This is a genomic window from Lysinibacillus sp. Ag94 (assembly GCF_023242215.1).
GTDB lineage: Bacteria > Bacillota > Bacilli > Bacillales_A > Planococcaceae > Lysinibacillus.
On sequence record NZ_CP096780.1, the window covers coordinates 1,368,986 to 1,388,881 of the forward strand.

Sequence of the window (19,896 nt, forward strand, 5' to 3'; positions counted from 1 at the left end):
ACAAATGTAAAATCTGTTCAAATGGACCTCGCTTTTTTAACGCGTTATACATTTCAAACTATATCCTTTTCTATGTTTCCAATAAGTAAATTCGCAAGTAATATCCTAAGTGAACTGAATCCTTGCATAAATCAATAAAAGAAACTCGTTTTATTGCTACACCTGTAATCTTACATAGTGTAAGTATATGGGCATAACCTTATAGGAAAATAATGAGTATCTTAATAAAATCTTAAAGACTGAATAAAAAGTTTTAAATTTTTTTAAGAGGGAGATGACTTTTTATGATGATAAGATCACTCTTTTATGAGACTTTTGTTGCGTATTCATTTATCTTGAACCGTACAAGCACTAGCTATTAAGGGCCGAACCCACGCATAGTATCAATAAAGGAAACACGTTTTTTATTGCATTTAATCTCCTCAATTGGTTATCTTATACATAGTGAAAGTTTATTATGAAATAATGACTACTTTAAATTAATCTTAAAAGAAGGTGATAGTATGCAAGATGCGTCAATTTTAGTGTTAGAGGATGAACGTGCAATTGCGGAAATGATTGAAATTATCTTAAGAAAAGAGGGGTTTTTAGACATTACACTTTGCTGTACTGTTCAAGAAGCAAAAAATAAGATTAAAACGAAGGTTTTTGATTTTTATCTATTAGATATTATGCTTCCGGATGGTAGTGGTCTGGATACGGCGAATATGATTCGAGAGCAAAGTGAAGCGCCTATCTTCTTTTTAACGGCAAAAGGTAGTGATGCAGATAAGCTTCGCGGTTTTATGAACGGTGCAGACGATTATATTACGAAGCCATTTAATCCACTTGAGCTTGTTGCGAGGGTGAAGGTACAACTTACAAGATATATGAAGAAAAAGAGTGCGTCAAAAAGCCATATATTCACATGTGATGGGTTTACATTTGATATGGATGCAGCAGAGATAACGGTAGATGGTACAAAGGAAATTATTAGTGGGCGATTATTTCACTTACTGAAGTATTTATGTGAAAACGTAGGGCAAGTTTTATCAAAAGAGCAAATTTATGAGCGTGTATGGGGTGATTGTTTGTTTGATGATAATACAGTGATGGTACATATTCGAAAACTACGTGAAAAAATTGAAAAGAATCCAGGTAAACCAACTTACATTATAACTGTGAGGGGGATTGGTTATAAACTGGTTGGAGATGTTCTTTCATGAAGCCAGCTAGGAGATTAACACTTCGTTTTGTGTCTTATTTCAGCATCTTTTATTTACTAATCATTTCAGGCTTTATTATTTGTTTGGTGTTTTTCTTTCAATCTCTCATTGTTCATATGGGTGACAATATTCATACAATGACTTCCTCTGAAATTGAAGATAATGCTGTCATAGAAAAAGGCAAATCCATTAAGCTTGCTGATTATTTAGTGAAGCGAGCTGAAGAGAACGCAGGGCAATTATATTTGTTCAATGAATCGATGGAAATTGTTGATTACACAGGAGATTCATGTGAACTATGTGGAATGACAGATAACGAAATAATGGCTCTTCAACGCCCGGGAATGCACACATGGGAGATTCCTAAATATTATTTGTTATTTTTACCTATATCATCTGTCCATCCACTTTTTGAGGAGGCACTACAAAATTGGAAAGCTACAGGGAGAATTTCAAATGAGGTACTTCAGCGTTTACAAGACAATAAGGCATCTGTTGAAATCTATAATGAGCAATGGGATAGGATAGAGATCATTGGAGAGCGTTATAAAAAGCTACATAAGCCTCAATTGCTAGAAGAGAAATATGATATTTTCGAACATAAAGAGTTTACAAAAAATGCTGCATTGGAGGATGGCTCGACACTAGTTGTACGGATGCCAAATCCGTCATACAAGCCTTTGGAAGATCCTTTTAAAAATGCAATGTTTTTATTTATTTTCAGCTTCTTTGGTGAAAGTATGATCATGTTAATAGGGGTCTTCTTTTTATCGATTAGCATTTCTCGTCAATTTGTTCGTCCGCTTTTGTATATACTATCTCGAATAGAGCGACTTTCACAGTTTGATTACAGTAAAGTAAGAGATAAGAAGGTACATCACCGTAAGACAGGTAAATTGAAAAGGAAATTTAAGTTATTTAGGCCAGTTGATGAATCTCTCAATCACTTATCAGAACGTCTTGACTCTAATGAACGACAAATTAAGCATGCAGAGCAATTACGTGAAGAATGGATAACAGGCTTATCCCATGATTTAAAGACACCGTTAAGCTCTATATATGGTTATTCATCCATGCTTGCTTCTAAAGATTATGAGTGGACAAATGAAGAAATGCGCGTCTTTGCAACTACAATGCAGGAGAAGGCGACCTACATGGATGCTCTTATACAAGATTTAACCTATACGTACCAATTAAAAAATAAAGCGATCCAGCTTGAAAAAGTGTTATTACCACTCAACATATGGTTACCTCAATATGAGGATGAGCAGGTGTCTGTAAAGGTTTATGGGGATGTTATGCTCGAAGCAGACGAGCTTTTATTAAAGCGCATTTTAGACAATTTAATAACTAATGCTAAAAAATATACGCCTGATGGTACGAAGGTAAGTGTAGAAGCGAAAAATATCGGTAATGAAATTATGCTGACCATTGCCGATAAAGGTCCTGGGATTCCTCAGAAGGAGCTCGATAACCTCTTTGAGCGATATTATCGAGGGACAAATACTACAGACGATACAACAGGTACAGGATTAGGGTTGGCTATTACTAAACAGTTAATTGATTTGCATGATGGAGCCATTAGTGTCCAATCGGGAGCAGGAGGTACAGTTTTTGTGTTGAAGTTTAAACTTTAAAATATTTTGCAGTACAGGTGAAAATCAATCACTCGTGTAACAGGCTTGAAGTTGAAGTGTATCCCTATATAAACAAAAAGCTAAAAAAGAAATAGATATAATAGTTATAGTTTTATTAAAAAGATTGATTATTGCACGTTGGACCATGAGGAGATTTTATGTAAAAAATCTATATAATTTCTAGATAACAAATAAAGAGGGGAAAAAATGTCACGTAAATTATACTTTGCACTAATTATGTTAAGTCTTATTTGGGGAGGATCTTTTTATTTTTTTAAAATTTTAGTTGCAGATTTCAATCCTTTGGTAGTAGCATTTTTACGGTCAACTTTTGGAGCTGTAACACTTATTGTGCTTATACCATTTTTCCGCAAATCTTTTAGTGGGAAAATTCCTATGATACCTTTGTTTGCTGTAGGAATACTAAATACTTTAATTCCATGGACTCTTATATGTTTTAGCGAACAAAAAATGACTAGTAATTTAGCTTCAGTTTTAAATGCAACCCAACCATTATGGACAATGGTTTTAGGAATTTTATTATTTGGTATCCATTCTAATCGTAACCAAATAATAGGTCTATGTATTGGATTCGTAGGTATTTTAATACTCTCAGATATCCATCTATCAAATGTTTTTTCAGTGGATTCATTAAATTTCGTCGCAATGTTGATAGCAACTTTTTGCTATGGTTTAGCGACCCATATAACAAAGCGTTATTTAAAAGAAATATCCATGTTCCAAATTTCTTTAGGTACATTATTAGTCGGTAGCATATGTAGTGGTGTTATAGTTCTATTTTTAGAAGAGCCAATTCAAATTTTAACTAAATTATCGTGGCATCATATAGGTGCATTAATTGGAATAGGTACATTTGGATCAGGTATAGCCTATTTACTTTACTTTTACTTAATTCAAAAAGGAAGTCCTAACTTCGCTTCCATATCTACATACTTAGTTCCAGTATCAGCTATTTTCTGGGGATATTTTCTTTTAAATGAAAATATAAGTTGGAGATTAATCATTGGATTAGTTTTTATTCTTATAGGAGTTTATATAACTAGTCAAAAAATCAAATTAAGTGCTCCTATTAAAGTTATACAAAAAGAGTCCTAACCGGGGTTACAAAAGAATTCCTTTAAGAGTTCGTCAAGATAGTGATTACTGTTTTTAAATTCTAGGATTTTTAATCAAAGTTATTAATAAAAACCAAAGTCATAACAAATCAAGCCCACGTATTTTGATCAATCTCTATTAAATCGTGGGTTTCTAATATTTTAGATTATCTAAAAGGGATCACTTCAAATTAAGAAAGTTTACATATCAGGTAGTAACAGGTCTTCAAGGAATAACAGGTTACTTTCAATTAGAAACACTTTGTAGTAAAACCAAAGCGAATGCTATTACAGTATTCAGCCTTAAAGTGCTATTAAAAGGTCAGATAGGTTAAAAATTCAAATCGGAGCTTTGATAGGAAATTATAAATAAAGGGTCACTTGAAATAAAGTGACCCTTGTACAAAAGGTAGAAGAAAGGCTAGATTTTCAACTTACGATTAGTTAAAAGTTAATCATTAAGTTTGTGTAACTAATTCGACAGCTTCTACTACTAATGGAGTTCCGGCTGAGATTGTACCAGTAACACCGTTAAAAGTTAACTCTGTTGCAGAAATTGTATACGAACCGCCTTCTTGCATTACACCGTTTATATAGAAATTATAGTAGCCGTGTGTTACTACTGGAAAAGCAGTCGCAGCAGTTCCACTATCATTTAGAAAGGCTGTAGCTGGGATTGTAGTACCGTCAGCAACTGTTAAATCTGCTGCTAACACATCAAAAAATCGTGTGGAAGTACCATTAACGTTTACATGAATATTAATAATTGAAAGTGCCATTTTTTTCACCTCCTTTCAAGGGAAAAAGAATAATTTAGTAGATTCTCATATCACATTTGTTGGAAACCCAATGATTCAATAATGATTGGAGTTCCGGCAAAAATAGTTGTATTAAATGGGGTAAGGATTAACGAATCCGGGGTTACTTTATAAGCACCGCCTTCTTGCATCACAGCATTAATGTAAAGATTGACATATCCATTGGGATTAAAAAGCTTGAATTCTGTTACAGAATCGCCATTATCATCTGTAAATAAATTAGCAGGAAGAGTTATTCCGTTTGTTAAATCAATATCATCTGTCACAATATAAAAATATCTATTTATTATTGGAATAATAGTTCCTTCAGGGATAACAACTGGAGGAGGTTGAATAGAACCTACATCAATAGCTTTTAAACGGGGCCAAAAAATTCGATTATTTTCACAACAACTGTCACAAATCAATGTTAGCGGGTCCAATTTTCCCATTTTTTTCACCTCCCTTTTTCATATGTTTTTGACCCCGTAAGGTATAGGCATTTGTTATAAAGAAAGATTTTCAAAAAAAATTATCTTATTTTTACTATATTTTATGAAATAGAATGGGAAGGTGATTGGCACTTAGTCTATAAAAAGAGAATTAAATCAATTTTTTTACGAAAAAATAGGTTTTTGAATACCTTAAAGCAATTAAAGTAGCGTTTTATACAAGCAAAAAGTGATAGAAATACTGTTAAAAAAACAAAAAAAAAGAATTAGACTAAAGGAATTTGCAATAGATGAGTGTTGAAGATTAAGCTTTTGTAGATTTTATTTTGTGTAAGAATGAAAAAACCGTAGCGCAACACGCTACAGTTAAATGCCCTTTGAATGGCTGGTTCTTATAAGAAAGATATTATACTGGAAGGTAATTTTATGGGGGATAGGTAAACCTGTTTGGATTGAAAAGGATTTATTCAGAAGAAACGTAAAGAGAACGATAAAACGGTTTTTATAGATTTTAACGTTAGTTAATGTTGAGTAATGTTATAACATTTCGCAAATTGAAGTTGTTTGAACCAACTACAAACTCTTCGTCGCTTTCCCTTAACTATCAAAACTGCCTACAATCATAAAATCTACAATAACTCCACTTACTGGATTTTCCGATCCTAATACATTAATTCCTAAAACGGTTACACCACTAATGTTTGTAATATTAGCAGAGACATATTTTGATGTAATATTCTTCTCTCTCATTTGTACTCTCGGTCTTAAATTTATCGTTGAATTTGTAGAATATACAGTTGAAACTGCAAAGTCAATAGTTGATAACAGCGGATTGCCATTAGCTAATGCATTGTCTGTAAAATAAAATGTAGCTATACCATTTGTGTCTGATGTAGCTTGTCCATAAACAATGCGCTTCTCTTTTTTGGGATTCGATTCGCCCGCTTTAAACACATGAAATAATGTTGGTGCTAGTGTAATAAATTCAATCTCATAGCCATTCCCCTTTGTTATATTTTGTATCAATTACAAGTACTAAAGAAATGATTCATTAATACACTATGAACTTATTATTAATTTATTACTTAAATGTCCTTGATAATTCTTGTTTAAAAGAGGACAACTTAGTTTGTGGGTGAGGAAAGAAATTATTTAGTGAACACTTTGAGCATATTGTTCCGGGGCTAAGAATAGGAATTTGTCTTATGTATTCAAAAAGATTCTTTTGTTGGCGTTCGGTACTCCGAGGGTATGCATCAAAAGAATCTTTTTTTTGTATTACAGGAGGGGTTCCGAAAATAATTTTGAAGATAAAAAAGAAACAAAAAAACCCCAGTATAATACGAGACGGTTTGTCAGGTGAAAATCATTTTTACTTTTCTGGGTAATCTACATGTAATGGCGGTGGCACTAACTTTAATGGGGGATTTTTTTATTGCACAATTGAAATACAGATGTTCAGGTACATAATCACGCACTAGCCATTCTTTTAATACTTTATGGTGAAAAGTCACGAAGTACTCCATTAAAATTTCCCTGTCAATGCCTTGGTTTTTGCTGTATTTTGAAATTTTTAGACTACTTGGAAAAACAGAAAGTGTTTAGTTGAAAGAAAAAAGAACGTTGATAAAATCGTTTTAGGGAATTTTATCAACATTCTTTATCATGCTGTTTTATTAATAGAAAAGTAAATTTACTTAATTAATAGCACCTGTGGGTGTACAAAAGAACTCTACATGTATATTAGTGGAATCAGTTACCTTATTGTAAACAAAATTTCCACCAATATCAATTGAGTATGTTCTATTAAGATCAAGTAATTTTGGAGAATAGGATAGTTGAGTCCATGTCCCTTTGTCCGCCTTAGATGTTATAGACTGGATGTTTCCAAACACTTGTCGATCACCAGAAAGGACCGTATAAAAAGAGCCTGTAACAGTAATTTCTACCGAAACACCTGATAGATATTTAGTGACACGCTTTGTTCCAACAGATGAGGCAAAAGGTGTAATGTCATTTCCTTTAGGGACAGGAACCCATTCTTGAGAAGCCATATCTGTTACTATCTTTTTAAATTCTTCAGGTGATTTCCAATCTTCCTGTGTGAACTCTTGGATTGGAGCAATTTTTAAATCTTTGTCATACTTAGAATTTGTCTCCTCAATAATAGAAACGTATTCATTGTAGTATGACTCTTTTTGTTTTTGCGTCAGCTCTGATGCTGATGCCTTCCCTGCAATACTAAAAACAATAAATACTGCAAATAACGCTGTGAATATTTTTCCTATCTTTTCCATATTATCCCTCTTGTAGGTAAAATATAGAATAAAAATTTTTGAAAGTAAATAGATTCGACAAATAAAGACAAAAAATGTCAGAATAGAATGAAGAATCAGAAAATTATGATGTTTTTATTATAGGGAGTTGATAGTGTGTAAAATGAAAAATGCCATAACTGTGGACAATTAATCATGGCAGTTGAGGAATTAGTATAAAGATTTAATGGTAATGCGTAATTACTGCATTTGTTACAGGAAATAATTCTAATAAAATATATCCTATTTTGTTTTCACTAATATTCTATGAATTAAGATTGAAAGGTGATTGGTAATAGGTTTATTAAAGAAAAAGAAATAAATATTTTTTATGAAAAGATGAAATTTTTTAATATCAAAATGAAGAGAAAGCTATGAAAATGGAATTTTGAAGAAGTACATGGAGATAGATTTTTATCTTGTTCTGAACACTTTGAGTAAATTAATAAGTATGGTGTGATCCGCATTTTCAATGCCAAAATTCTATTCTAAGGATTTGTGAAAAATTACACTTAAATTTAATGGTGGCTTTACTTGAAATTTATTGAGTTACATATGCAGCTCTTTTTTTCTTTATTGAACTAACAGAGTAGGATAGTTTTATAAGGATTAATTAAATGAACATTGTTTATATTAATTTTTTTTGAAGTATAATAAATAGAAAATATTGTAACAAAGGGGATTAGAAAAAGGTGGAAAAATATTTATATGTAGGAATTTTATTAACAATGTTCGTATTCACGGGGTGCAATGAAAAGTTAGAAACAGAAGAACAAGTAAAAAAAGATGAGTTAAAGATTTCACCAGTTAATCAATCAACAGAAGATAAGACTGTATCTGATATGAATGAAGAAAAAACAAAAACTCCTTTAAAATTAATTGAAGAACAAAAGGAAGAATATCATAAGCAATATGTTAAAATCGTAGAAAAAGTAAATCAACAGAAGTTAGGAATGCAGCTGGGAGTATCCCCAATAGATGAATTTAAAGCAGAAGATTGGGTAGAACCGGAAGTTTTTGCAAATAGGATTCAGGAACAAGTAGATGTTTTTTTGGAAGAGGAACGTAAAGCGTTAGCTGTTACGACAACGAAGAAAAATCAAGATGCTACCGAAGTAAGTGGTGGCTGGGCATTAGAAAAATATATTTATGTTTCAGGTATATTAACTCGAATTGAGATTATAGTGGATTTTGAAACACAATACAGCGAATCTAGAAATGGCCAAGTATTTGCAGGAATAAACAAGATATCAACGCAAGTAGCGAAAGGTTCTGAAGGAACGTGGGAACAGACGTCTTACAAAGCCACTTTGTTAGATGACCAAACGTATAGCATTCGTATTGAAGGTATTCACCATTATAATAATTTATCAATTGATAAATTATTTACTATAGAAATTAGCTGTGATAAATTTGGAAAAATACATTAATATATAATGAAACACTTTCTTGTGAAGAAAGATACTTAACAAACGGGGCGACTGTTAATTAGATCAGTCGCTTCTTCCAAAAGATTGTTGCTATTCATCTAAACCAGCCAATCGTTTTCAATAAAAATCATTAGTGGACCTGAAGTATGTTTTCAGGCATCTTCTAAAAACCTGTTAGTCCATGCTCTTTATAAGCCGTACCCAACGATTCGAAGCTCTCTGAATACGCTGAACCAAGGGCTTCAATGTCAAAAACCGCCTCTAGAAAAGTTTCAATTGGATATTTTCCTTTATCGTATTCATTACTAATAAATTCTTTAAATTCATCTGTATAAATAATGGCTTTTGAGCTTACCGTTTTGACGTATGGATTTAATTTTAAGTGCCTGTTGTTGTTTTGAAAATAATTTTTTAATTATACTATTTTTCATCGCTCGTTTTTTTCTTCATTATAAACAAAAAGACCCTATAAGATGAACTTTTTGAAAGTGTCTATCTTATAGGGTACATTTTTATATTTTTATCGATCCTTATTCTAAAGCTACAATATTGGAAGTCTTGGGGGTTATTCCCAAACCTTTTTAATGCCTTCTAATGAAAGAAAAGTTATGAATATAGCATTTTTGTGTATGTATTCAAAAAGATTCCTTTGTTGTCGTTCGGTACCCCAAAAGTGTGCATCAAAAATAAAAAGGAAACAAAAAAACCCAGTGTAATACTGGGGAGACGGTTAGTCAGGTAAATCATTTTTACTTTTCTGGATAATCTACATGTAATGGTGGTAGCATTCAGCCTTTCGTTGATAAAGAGTTGGGAATCTATGTTATATTCCAACAGCTTCTAATTTCATAATAGCTCCGAAAAATTGTGAAGCAGTGGTAAAGGAGATAAATGCACATAGTTCACTTATTTCCTCTTCTGTAAAACATTCTCTCAATATATTGAAAATAGAATCCGATATATCACCCCTTTGTTTTAAAAATACTTCAGCAAATCCTACCGCGATAGATATTTTTTCATTAAAGTTATCAGGTTCAGGTTTTCCTTTCGCTTTACAATACTCACAGCCGCTACTTTGCGCTAATGTTCGTCTTACCTGTTCCTTTATTCCAGAAAGTAGCAGTCCATCTTTTTCTAATACCTCTCCTAAGTGTGACCATGCCTCCATTACTTCTTTGTTATGTCCTAAAAGTCTTTGAAAAGGTGTTTCTCCAAAATCAGATTCCACAATTCTTGTCATTTAAAGTACCTCCTTGGTATATTTACTATAAGTTAATTATAAAAAATAATATTACTAAATCACATTAAATTAACGATGAATTAACGAAGAATTGTTAAAGTTATTAACGAACATAGGAGGATTTACTTTAAAAATGAAAATAGATGATATTGATAAAAAAATAATAAATGAATTACAAAATAATAGCCGTTTATCAATGAGTGAACTTGGGAGAAGAGTGAGATTGTCTTCCCCATCCATAACGGAAAGAGTAAGACAGATGGAGTCATTTGGGTTGATAAAAAAATATACTTTAGAAGTTGATTATGAGAAATTAGATTTACCAATACAATGCATAATAGAAGCAACAATTAAAAATGGTGACTATAAGTCTTTTAAAAATTATATAGAGAAACTTCCAAATGTAGAATTTTGTTATCGTATTGCAGGAAATGCTTGTTATATGCTTAAAATGCATTTTGAAACCTTTGCTAAAGCTGAGAAGTTCATTGATACCGTTAGTCCAATTGCGCAAACTGTAACACATTTTATTTTTTCAGAAGTTCAAACAAATTTAAGATTTGATATGGAATAATCATTTCTTTATCTAAAGATTACTTTCTCTCTATTAAAATAACCTACACGATACTTCAATAAGAAAAGCTACCATTATGTTGGTAGCCTTTCTAAAAAGCATACATTGTAGGTTTGAAAATAAGTTTGTACTGTTTATTAAAAGTTTGGAAACAAAACCTCTGTATTAAATGTAAAACGGGGATTTTATTTAATTCAACTATCAAACTAAGAATCCACCTTAGAATTTGGTTTATGAAGTTTTGTTTTTCCGTGTTTATTCAAAGCGTACATTTTCGGAAATTTCTTTCATCTTAGCCCAATCCAAAATTTCTATCGCATTATTTTCTCGACTGATAATCCCTTGTTCTGACCAGTCCTTTAGGATACGATTTATATGTCTTTTTGTAGTACCAATTAATGAGGCAACATCATCTAAAGAATTTGTTTTTATGTATTGATTGACATGTGTTGGAGATTCAACAGTACATAAATAAGCTGCTAAACGTACATTTACTGGAGAAAGCGCATTAACTCTAGATGAAATTGTGCAAGTTAGGAGCTTATATGCTAACTCTTTTAATAATAATTGATTAAATTTACTATCAAATTTTAAATGAGTTTCGTACACGTCTAATGGAATAATTAAAACTTCACATGGCTCTACAGCGATACAGTTAGATACAATTAAACAATCTGTAAATATTTCAATATCGCCCATAATCGAGGGCTGTTGGCAGTACCTTAATAATAACTCTTTCCCAGTCACTTCTAAACTTGATACCATATACCTTCCTGACAGTAAAAAATATAATCCGTCTATCTGGTCTCCTGCTTTTAAAATGTATTCATTTGGTTGGAAAGGACATACAATAAGGGATGGAGTTAGTTCTTGTGTAAAAGTGTAGTTATAAATAGATTTAAATAGACTTTGATTCATTTTTTCCTCCGAGACATCTGTCCTGTATTAATATTTTTAATTTTAATATAGTTATAGTTAATTAATAAAGAGGTAGGGATTTAAATGAACTTTGTATTCGATTTAGATGGAACACTTTGCTTTGATGGTAAAAGTATTGATAGAGAAATTATTGAAGCACTTCAAGAATTAAGGTTAGCAGGGCATCAAGTGATTTTTGCCTCAGCTAGACCTATTCGTGATTTAGTACCTATCATACCAAAGGATTTTCATGAAGGTCTATTAGTCGGAGGAAATGGAACATTTACGTATGATCATGGGCAAATTCAAGTGACACATTTTGAACAACAAATATTGGACCAACTCATTACACTTATTCATCGACATCAGTTGAAATATTTAGCAGATGGTCAGTGGAATTACTCCTTTACAGGTGATATTGACCATCCTATTTATCGAAATATCGATAAAACCAATTCAACGAACATACCGTTGGAACAATTACTTCCAGTCTGCAAATTAGTTTTATTCCAACCAAATGAGGAAGTGTTAGAAGTGCTTGAAGCATTTCCAGTCATAGTCACACACTATAAGACTGAGCATGCCATCGACATTAGCCCTCTAGGGATTAATAAAGTTAGAGGACTACATACGTTGAACATTCAACAGTTTATTGCTTTTGGGAACGATAGCAATGACCAATGCTTGTTTGAGCATGCGGTTCATAGTGTATGTGTTGGGAGTAATGATGTGAAAAGTTATGCGAATGACATTGTTGAACGAGTTGGCGTAGCGAAGAAGATTCGTGAACTAATGAGAAAATATGATTTAAAATAAATCAAAATTAATAAATATTTTACCACTTTTAGACGATTTCAACATCAGCAACATAATAATAGAAATATTGAAGGGTTTAGGATTTATTCAGGAATAACAGGTTACTTTCATTTTATGTCTTAATTAAAGCCTGTTAAGCGCTGTACTTTATGAAAAAAAGTGAATGATATATCAGTACTTATGCGTTAAACGGTATACTGACAAAACTACCGAAGCTTTTTAAAGGGTCTTGAAATGAAAGTGACCCTTGTACAAAAGTCAATTTGTGAATCACGTTCCGGCACAATATCTTCTTAAAATAAACTGGGCAATAAGTATATATGAGCATGTTTTGAAAAAGATTAATCAAAACATGCTTTTGATAGTTGTTCTCATTTAAAGGATAACTAATTTAATAAAACTTTTTAAAGTTACTATCGAGTAATCACTAATTATTAAATTCTAATTCTTCAAGTATATGTAACGTTTCCTGTAAAAATAAATCTTGTTCTTCTTTACTTTCTAACAAAATACCATCTTCTACTCTGTCAAAACGAAACGCGCGTATAATGGCTTTTGTGTAAGCAGCATAAGTTCTTTCTAATTTATTTAAGGGGCGTTCTTTGTTATATGCATCCATAAATAATTTAAATCGCTCCGTTCCATTTAATCTACCTTCGTAGGGAACATGCCAAGCATGATATACACCAACTGCAATACATTCATTTAAATAAACTTCATTTCCAGCTAGATTGAAATCATAAATTGCTAGACTCCCTTGATTTTGTTTTAACATGTTGTAATAACAAAAATCACCTTGAATCGCTCCTTGTGGTAAATAACCCCAAATTAACTTTAATCTTTGACGATAATCATTATATAAAGATTCTATTTTAGTAAAGATCGGGTGTGATTTAAACTGTTTTTTAAAGTCTATAAAGCTTAACTCATTTTCATCGTAATCCCCAATTGCATCAGTTTGATTTCCACCAAATAAACTCCAAGAAGTAGCTGTGTTGAATGGAGTTGATAATTGTTGAGAGATGAAGTGCTGAACACCTAACAAACGACCGATTTCAACAAGTTCTGCATCTGTTATAGTTTCAATTATTTCGCCCTTTAGTTCTCTTTCTAATGAATATACTTTCTCCTCAATTTCTACAACGTAAAAATCACTTTTAGATTTTACATATTGAGAAACATTCATCCCTTTTTCTGATAGACTATTAGCAAAATGACAACATTGTTCCCAATAGGTTTTACTTGCTTGTTCCCCTTTTAAGATATATGTATACTCTGCTTCAATTTTTGCTAAAACACTTTCACCCATTCTAAAAATATCTATATTTTTAGGGGTAACGTCGTAATGACTACATATAAGCATTATTTTTTGATTATCCATCTCAACCTCCATAAACTTTACCCTTACCTGGATGTTAAATCTGCAATTTTATTTTATAGAATATTTTTACAATTGTATATAAAAAAATAGAGATTGTATTCCACCGAATAAACTAAGTGATGTAATTAAACAAATGGGATATAAAAGCTCTGAATCATTAAGATCATTTTTTCCTATTGAATGGCTTTTGGCCTTTGCCTTATGAATAGACCGAATGAAGGAATGTAACGCGCAAATGACGCTAAGAGACATGAGAATTTGACATAAAGTTGCGATGTTTATAAAAAGATAAGAAGTTTCGTGACGTTTATAATAAAGACATTGCTCAAATTGCTGAATTTTGGAATAATTAATATTTAATAGTGATTAAATTGTTTAATATTTCCAACTATAAATAACCACCAATAAGAGCTTTGCAAACCTAGTAATAATGTAACTCATTAATACAAAACTCATAAATGGAGGTCATCGAAATATGAATCAAAATTTGAAACGTAAAGAGCTAGATAAGGTATTAGATTTCTTGGAACAAAATAGGCTATTTAGCGGGATTGTACTATTATCTGAGGAAGGCAAAACATTTTACAAGAGAGCAATTGGCAAGAGAAATAACTCAAGTAAACAGTCTCTTGATGCAGTCTTCGAAATTGCCTCGCTTTCAAAGAGCTTTACAGCATTGGCAATTATGATACTATTTGAGGAGAAAAAACTTACGATAGATGATAATCTTAAAAAGTTTTTTCCTTTTCTCCCTTATGAAAACATTACTATTAAAAATCTGTTAACTCACACTTCTGGACTTCCGGATTACATGGAATGGTTTGAACATCCAAGTAACTGGGATCCAAATAAAATTGCAACGAATAAAGATGTAGTTAAATTTTTGAAAGATGAAAAGCCAGAAGTGTTATTCCACGTGAATGAAAAGTGGGAGTATTGTAATACAGGGTATGTATTACTTGCAGAAATCATAGAAATGGTTTCTAGAATAGAGTACGGAGAGTTTTTACAGAAAAGAATATTCACACCTTTAAATATGTTCAATACATCAACATATTCACAATTTCTAGATAGCGAAATTGAAAACTTTTCGGCAGGTTTTATCTATGATTGGGAACAGGACTTGTATAGATTACCAACTGAAATGGAAGAACATAAGTATGTTTACTTCTTCGGTGGTGTTAAAGGTGATGGTGGTATAAAATCCACCGTAGATGATTTGCTGAAATGGGAGCGTGCTATTTATAATAATGATCTAGTATCAGAACAAACAAAGGAAAGTATTATAGATCCAGTTTTCATTAAAGGAGAAGCTGCTAATGGGTATTGTCCTTGTTTGCACGAAAATTTAGGAGGGTATGGACTTGGTTGGAAAATAGAGGACCATCCTCAATATAAGAAGATTATTTTTCACGATGGATATTGGGCAGGTTATTATTCAGTTTTAATTAGTTATAAGGAGAGTAACAAAGCTATAATAATACTAAATAACCTAGACTTTACGGATAACGAGTTAAACAAGACACCATATTTTTTAACTCTTACTTTAGAAAAGATTTTATTCGGAGAAAAAGCTGGGTTACAAAAATTTGAACAGTTAATAATGTCAAATCATTAGAAAAAGCATGTTTTGTTGTATCTTTTTTCAAAAAATGCTTTAGTTAGTACAAGGTTATGGTTGTTTGTAGATTCCCCTTTCTTATTCTGTCGTTGTATAGTAGTTTTTATTTTTAAGACTAACACTACAAGGGCAAACGTATATTAAAGCATGAATTTGAAAGTCTATAAAATTGCATTCAACGGGCGCAATTGTGGAACAACACTAGAAATGATCAAACTTTTTTATAAAACTCTCAAACTTACTAAAATGAACTTCATTTTGATTAATTTTTTTCAAAATGGAGTTTTTTCATTTGCTGTTAAGCAAAGCTGAAGGCACTTTTTAATCTGTAAAGCTATATTTTATTTTTTTGCAAGTAAATCTCTATTTGATTGGGAAAATGGAGCAAGGACACACCTATGCAAGATGTAGCAGGGAAAATTCGAGCATTTATTGGGAAAGTATCGTGATACATCTAAGCCTGTTAAAAATTAATTACGCATGCTACAGTAGCTTCAAGAATCGGGCGTTATCCAGGAAGGATGGCGTCTTTTGCTGTATTGGGTCAAACTTTGTATAAGGAAATTAGGTGCTTTTGTTTGAATTATAGAGAAGATAGTGACATATTTTAGGGGGTAAAACGATGATTGGAATATTAGCGGAAATGGGCCATTATACCGGTGAGTATTTTTATTAAAGGGCTGTAGCAACGATTGCTAACATAAATTATGCCTAGTACAATAAGAGAACTTTCTATACAACAATGTCAACAGCAACAACATATAAATTTAAGGAAATCGAAAAAAACAATTCATGATAAGAAAACAATGTTGCAACATCAGTAATAGTCCAAGTTCGCAACATTGTTTATTTTTTATCGAAAAAGAGTCCTTAAAAAATCTTTTGATACTTCGTACAGTAGTTAAAACATTACTAGGTGTAGAGTAGTTAAATTTGAAAGAGCGGGGGGAAGTATGATTAAAAAAATTATATTTTTAATTACTAGCATTCTTTGTATTTTACTAATTATGTCTACAGATATAGTTTTGGCAACAATAAGTGATAAGGACGAGAAAATAAAACTGATTGAAGTTGAAATTGAGAGCAACATGAAAACACATGATATTCCAGGGATGGCCTTTGCGCTAGTTGATTCTAATGGGGTTATTTATTCTAAAGGTTTTGGGATTTTAGATATACGAGAAGATACCCAGCAGATTGACGAAAATACAAACTTTAACTTAGGATCGCTGTCTAAAGTGTTTACCACATTAGCTATTATGCAGCTTCAGGAGAAAGGATTTTTAAGTATAGAAGATCCTGTTGTTGACCATCTTCCTTGGTTTAAGACAAAAGATGCTTTCATGTCAAATCAAATTACTATTAAACATTTACTTAATCATTCGAGTGGTTTGCCAAGTCGTCTCAATGTTCATGATGTTATAAGTGTAGATCGCCGGGAGATTATAGATCAAATTAGTGAAAAACTAGGTAATGTTATGTTAGCTGCAAAACCTGGTGAAACGTTTGAATACACCAATATGAATACAGATTTATTACAAATAATTATTGAGGAAGTTTCAGGTGTCCCTTTTACAAAGTATATGGATGAAAATATTTTTAAGCCTCTCGGAATGAAAAGAACAGGGTATTTTACATTTGATAATCATCACCTTTCCAATACAGCAATGGGGCATCGCTATCAATGGGGTAAAATTAAACCCTTTGAGGAAAAGCTAGTCTATGCTACATCTAGCTCGGCTGGGTTATCCTCAAATGCCACAGATTTAGCAAAGTTTATGATGTGTTTACTCAACGGGGGAATAACGCCTACGGGTAATCTGATTCGCTCAAATAGTATTACTGAAATATTCAAAGCTAATGAATATGGCGTAGGGTACAATTGGTATGTATATCCTCATAATATGTATATGGAGGGTGGGTTACCAGGCTTCACTTCAACGATGGTCCTTTCTTCTGATAAATCCTTTGGTCTTGTTCTCTTATCAAATTCGAAACAAGATATAACATACCATTCTGGATTTAATTTATTTAGAATAGTGGAAGGAGGAACCCCAAAACCTTTACTAGGTAAGGATTTTCCAAAGGTGAATGCTACCGCTAAGATCATTCTTGGTATTACAATCTTCATTTTTATTATGTTAATCTCTGTATTAGGATCAACATGCTATAATTTAGCAAAAGGAAGGCATAGGGTAGCTTTTGCGAAATTTAGTTTCAGTAGATTTTGTGTGATCACCTTCATACTAGTATTATACGTTGGAGTAATGTATTACATTTACGTTTTACTACCTTTTTACGTGGGAGTTCCTTCGTTATTCAACTTTAAAAAAGAACCAGATGTCACATCAGGACTGATTATATTTAGTATAGTACATACATTGTTCTCTATAGTTTTACTCTTGAAAATCCTAATAATTCAAAAGGTTAAACAGATCCAATCGGTATAGTTTAATTAGAAATTAAAGCGTTGATCCAACAAGGGATTAACGCTCTTTTTATTGAAGCAAATTGAACTAACGAAGCGGGTTTTGTTGTTCAACATAGTGGAATAACAAGCTTTCGTTAAAATGGATGATTATATAGCAGGAAGAAAAAATATAAAAATGTCACAAAAAATAATAAAAATCAGTACATTTACAAGATAATATTCCGATATTTAATAATGTCTAATGTCTAACATCTATATTTACGATACATCCACTTTTTGAATAAATCAGTCTAAACTTTATACAAAAATTTGAATAATAAATTAATCCTCTTTTTTTAGAAAGTAAAAGCTCTATTAAACCGGATGTTATTTAAATAGTAATACTGAATAACATTAGGAAATCCTAAAATCAAAAATTTATTATTGTAATAGAGCATTGAGAGATAGTAACAGGAGGAACAAAATGAGAAATTTTTTCGAAGACCCGAACATAAATATCGAGCAACAACTAATAAACTTGGTCAGTGAAATTAGTGAATATAAAGGAATGTTGACCGCTTATAAAGAGCAAAGACCGGACATATTCACTAGCCTTGAAAAAGCTATACCCCTACAATACATAAAAAACTATATTTCAGTTTATGAGGATATAAAAGTTTCAAATAAGCGATTAAAAGAACTAATTTTAGATGATATGATGCCCCAATCAATTTCGGAAGATGCAATATTTTGTTATTATGAAACTTTGAATTTAGTCCATAAAAAATCTTGTACTTTTTCTATAAGTCCAGATACTATACAAGAATTGCATTTCCAATTAATTCATTATAATACCTCTGACGGTGCAAAATGGCGCCAAAAGCCATTTTCTATCCCAGGACTTCCCGAAAAAGGGATGCATACGATTTGTTATCGTCCTTTTCCACCTGAAAATATTCCGCGGGCAATAGAACAACTATGTAACCAGTACAATTTATTACATCGTAAAAAAGAATTACCTACACTTATATTAATAGCTCGCTTCATATTGAATTTTTATTGCATAATTCCTTTTAGTCAAGGCAATGGTAGATTAACACTTATGTTAATGCAATTACTATTAGTAAAAAGCGGACATACATTTGTAAAATATGTTTGTTTAGATGAATATATAAAGAAGAGAGAGGCAGAATACTATGAAGCCATATTTAAATCATCGGTTAATTGGTATTGTAATGGTCATAATAGTAGCTTCTGGCTAAAAGAGTTCTTACTTATTATTTTAGAAGCTTATGAAGATCTACATAGCAGAGTACTGGATTCTATATGTAAACATACGAAGGTTGAGCGAATTCAAAATTTTATTCATCATCAAAAGCAACCATTTACAAAAGAATGCATTCGAAGCATTTACCCAGATATAGCCGAAAGTACTATTAGTAAAGCTTTAACTGATTTGCAACTATTAGGTGAAATTAAACTTATTTCAAAAGGGAGAAATGCGCGCTGGATGAAAGTATAGTCTTAATCTACACCTTTTAAAGTCGGGGGATAATCAGCTTTTACTAAATAATTAAAAATCTATTCTAAGAACCAATTGCCAATCTTTAAGCGGCAATTGGTTCTTTAGTTATCTATCTGATAAGGAATGGAAAGCAATAAATACGTCCTTTCTAAAATAACCAATATGTCTAAATTTTGATGATTTATTTCCTAATCTGTTGGCAAAAATATGTCCATATTGCCATTTCAATCTGCTTATTTTCGCCATATTATGGCATCTTTATGTTAATTATGTTCCTATTCATCTATTTTAAAATCAATATTACGGCGAGAATTAACTATTTTACACATAAAATAGATTCTTTACACTGCAGTTTGCCAAAAACTGTGACAATACCTAAAATTTACATTACAGGAAAGCGTAATTTGTTTTCGTAAAGATCTTTCCTGAAACAATAGATTTAAGAAGTAATTGCATAAAT

General features: G+C 31.7%; 16 protein-coding genes. 9 read left to right on the forward strand and 7 right to left on the reverse strand.

Features of this window, described 5'->3' with window-relative positions; genetic code table 11:
- Positions 1-503: 503 nt before the first annotated feature.
- The 3 genes from MY533_RS06140 to MY533_RS06150 all read left to right on the forward strand — a co-directional run bounded on the left by MY533_RS06140 (position 504) and on the right by MY533_RS06150 (position 3,958).
- Positions 504-1,205, forward strand: coding sequence for a response regulator transcription factor (locus tag MY533_RS06140; RefSeq protein WP_248718396.1), 702 nt, complete (start codon positions 504-506; stop codon positions 1,203-1,205).
- The gene (locus MY533_RS06145; RefSeq protein ID WP_248718397.1) at positions 1,202-2,842 is read left to right on the forward strand and encodes a sensor histidine kinase; all 1,641 of its coding nucleotides are present in this window, start codon (positions 1,202-1,204) and stop codon (positions 2,840-2,842) included. Before MY533_RS06140 ends, MY533_RS06145 begins: the two co-directional genes overlap by 4 nt.
- Before the next feature lie 207 nt (positions 2,843-3,049).
- Positions 3,050-3,958, forward strand: a complete 909-nt coding sequence (locus MY533_RS06150; protein ID WP_248718398.1) for a DMT family transporter — start codon at positions 3,050-3,052, stop codon at positions 3,956-3,958.
- Positions 3,959-4,415: 457 nt separating this feature from the next.
- Here the strand turns inward: MY533_RS06150 and MY533_RS06155 are convergent, their stop codons facing one another.
- The 4 genes from MY533_RS06155 to MY533_RS06170 all read right to left on the reverse strand — a co-directional run bounded on the left by MY533_RS06155 (position 4,416) and on the right by MY533_RS06170 (position 7,503).
- Entirely contained in the window at positions 4,416-4,736 is a 321-nt protein-coding gene (locus MY533_RS06155; RefSeq protein ID WP_132359413.1) for a DUF4183 domain-containing protein, read from the reverse strand.
- Positions 4,737-4,786: 50 nt separating this feature from the next.
- Positions 4,787-5,206 (reverse strand): DUF4183 domain-containing protein, encoded by a 420-nt coding sequence (locus tag MY533_RS06160; protein WP_248718399.1) that lies wholly within the window; start codon positions 5,204-5,206, stop codon positions 4,787-4,789.
- Positions 5,207-5,803: 597 nt separating this feature from the next.
- Complete coding sequence (locus tag MY533_RS06165) at positions 5,804-6,232, reverse strand: hypothetical protein (RefSeq protein ID WP_248718400.1); 429 nt, start codon at positions 6,230-6,232, stop codon at positions 5,804-5,806.
- A gap of 671 nt (positions 6,233-6,903) precedes the next feature.
- Positions 6,904-7,503: a hypothetical protein gene (locus tag MY533_RS06170; RefSeq protein WP_248718401.1), complete on the reverse strand. Its 600-nt coding sequence runs from the start codon at positions 7,501-7,503 to the stop codon at positions 6,904-6,906.
- Between the two features lie 710 nt (positions 7,504-8,213).
- Between MY533_RS06170 and MY533_RS06175 the strand changes: the two genes are divergently transcribed.
- Positions 8,214-8,951 carry a hypothetical protein gene (locus tag MY533_RS06175; RefSeq protein WP_248718402.1) on the forward strand — a complete coding sequence of 246 codons (738 nt, stop codon included), beginning with the start codon at positions 8,214-8,216 and terminating at the stop codon, positions 8,949-8,951.
- An 823-nt stretch (positions 8,952-9,774) separates the two neighbouring features.
- Here MY533_RS06175 and MY533_RS06180 read toward each other — a convergent pair.
- The gene (locus MY533_RS06180) at positions 9,775-10,191 is read right to left on the reverse strand and encodes a carboxymuconolactone decarboxylase family protein (RefSeq protein WP_248718403.1); all 417 of its coding nucleotides are present in this window, start codon (positions 10,189-10,191) and stop codon (positions 9,775-9,777) included.
- 133 nt (positions 10,192-10,324) lie between these two features.
- Here MY533_RS06180 and MY533_RS06185 point away from each other — a divergent pair, with 133 nt between their 5' ends.
- On the forward strand, positions 10,325-10,765 hold the full coding sequence (locus MY533_RS06185) for an Lrp/AsnC family transcriptional regulator (protein ID WP_248718404.1): 441 nt from the start codon (positions 10,325-10,327) through the stop codon (positions 10,763-10,765).
- Between the two features lie 255 nt (positions 10,766-11,020).
- Here the strand turns inward: MY533_RS06185 and MY533_RS06190 are convergent, their stop codons facing one another.
- Positions 11,021-11,683 (reverse strand): Crp/Fnr family transcriptional regulator, encoded by a 663-nt coding sequence (locus MY533_RS06190; protein ID WP_132359409.1) that lies wholly within the window; start codon positions 11,681-11,683, stop codon positions 11,021-11,023.
- An 84-nt stretch (positions 11,684-11,767) separates the two neighbouring features.
- Here MY533_RS06190 and MY533_RS06195 point away from each other — a divergent pair, with 84 nt between their 5' ends.
- Entirely contained in the window at positions 11,768-12,499 is a 732-nt protein-coding gene (locus tag MY533_RS06195) for an HAD-IIB family hydrolase (RefSeq protein ID WP_248718405.1), read from the forward strand.
- 427 nt (positions 12,500-12,926) lie between these two features.
- Here the strand turns inward: MY533_RS06195 and MY533_RS06200 are convergent, their stop codons facing one another.
- Positions 12,927-13,880 carry a protein kinase family protein gene (locus MY533_RS06200; RefSeq protein ID WP_248718406.1) on the reverse strand — a complete coding sequence of 318 codons (954 nt, stop codon included), beginning with the start codon at positions 13,878-13,880 and terminating at the stop codon, positions 12,927-12,929.
- A 475-nt stretch (positions 13,881-14,355) separates the two neighbouring features.
- On the opposite strand from MY533_RS06200, the gene MY533_RS06205 reads away from it, so the two are divergent.
- The 3 genes from MY533_RS06205 (at position 14,356) to MY533_RS06215 (ending at position 19,433) form a co-directional block, all read left to right on the forward strand.
- Positions 14,356-15,498, forward strand: a complete 1,143-nt coding sequence (locus MY533_RS06205; protein ID WP_248718407.1) for a serine hydrolase domain-containing protein — start codon at positions 14,356-14,358, stop codon at positions 15,496-15,498.
- Positions 15,499-16,454: 956 nt separating this feature from the next.
- Positions 16,455-17,951: a serine hydrolase domain-containing protein gene (locus MY533_RS06210; protein ID WP_248718408.1), complete on the forward strand. Its 1,497-nt coding sequence runs from the start codon at positions 16,455-16,457 to the stop codon at positions 17,949-17,951.
- A gap of 444 nt (positions 17,952-18,395) precedes the next feature.
- Positions 18,396-19,433 carry a Fic family protein gene (locus MY533_RS06215; protein WP_248718409.1) on the forward strand — a complete coding sequence of 346 codons (1,038 nt, stop codon included), beginning with the start codon at positions 18,396-18,398 and terminating at the stop codon, positions 19,431-19,433.
- Positions 19,434-19,896 lie beyond the last annotated feature (463 nt).

Bases quoted from the DNA above. Each gene is read 5' to 3' on its own strand.
- MY533_RS06140 (WP_248718396.1), top strand. From the start codon at position 504: ATGCAAGATGCGTCAATTTTAGTGTTAGAGGATGAACGTGCAATTGCG.
- MY533_RS06145 (WP_248718397.1), top strand. From the start codon at position 1,202: ATGAAGCCAGCTAGGAGATTAACACTTCGTTTTGTGTCTTATTTCAGC.
- MY533_RS06150 (WP_248718398.1), top strand. From the start codon at position 3,050: ATGTCACGTAAATTATACTTTGCACTAATTATGTTAAGTCTTATTTGG.
- MY533_RS06155 (WP_132359413.1), bottom strand. From the start codon at position 4,736: ATGGCACTTTCAATTATTAATATTCATGTAAACGTTAATGGTACTTCC.
- MY533_RS06160 (WP_248718399.1), bottom strand. From the start codon at position 5,206: ATGGGAAAATTGGACCCGCTAACATTGATTTGTGACAGTTGTTGTGAA.
- MY533_RS06170 (WP_248718401.1), bottom strand. From the start codon at position 7,503: ATGGAAAAGATAGGAAAAATATTCACAGCGTTATTTGCAGTATTTATT.
- MY533_RS06180 (WP_248718403.1), bottom strand. From the start codon at position 10,191: ATGACAAGAATTGTGGAATCTGATTTTGGAGAAACACCTTTTCAAAGA.
- MY533_RS06185 (WP_248718404.1), top strand. From the start codon at position 10,325: ATGAAAATAGATGATATTGATAAAAAAATAATAAATGAATTACAAAAT.
- MY533_RS06190 (WP_132359409.1), bottom strand. From the start codon at position 11,683: ATGAATCAAAGTCTATTTAAATCTATTTATAACTACACTTTTACACAA.
- MY533_RS06195 (WP_248718405.1), top strand. From the start codon at position 11,768: ATGAACTTTGTATTCGATTTAGATGGAACACTTTGCTTTGATGGTAAA.
- MY533_RS06200 (WP_248718406.1), bottom strand. From the start codon at position 13,880: ATGGATAATCAAAAAATAATGCTTATATGTAGTCATTACGACGTTACC.
- MY533_RS06205 (WP_248718407.1), top strand. From the start codon at position 14,356: ATGAATCAAAATTTGAAACGTAAAGAGCTAGATAAGGTATTAGATTTC.
- MY533_RS06210 (WP_248718408.1), top strand. From the start codon at position 16,455: ATGATTAAAAAAATTATATTTTTAATTACTAGCATTCTTTGTATTTTA.
- MY533_RS06215 (WP_248718409.1), top strand. From the start codon at position 18,396: ATGAGAAATTTTTTCGAAGACCCGAACATAAATATCGAGCAACAACTA.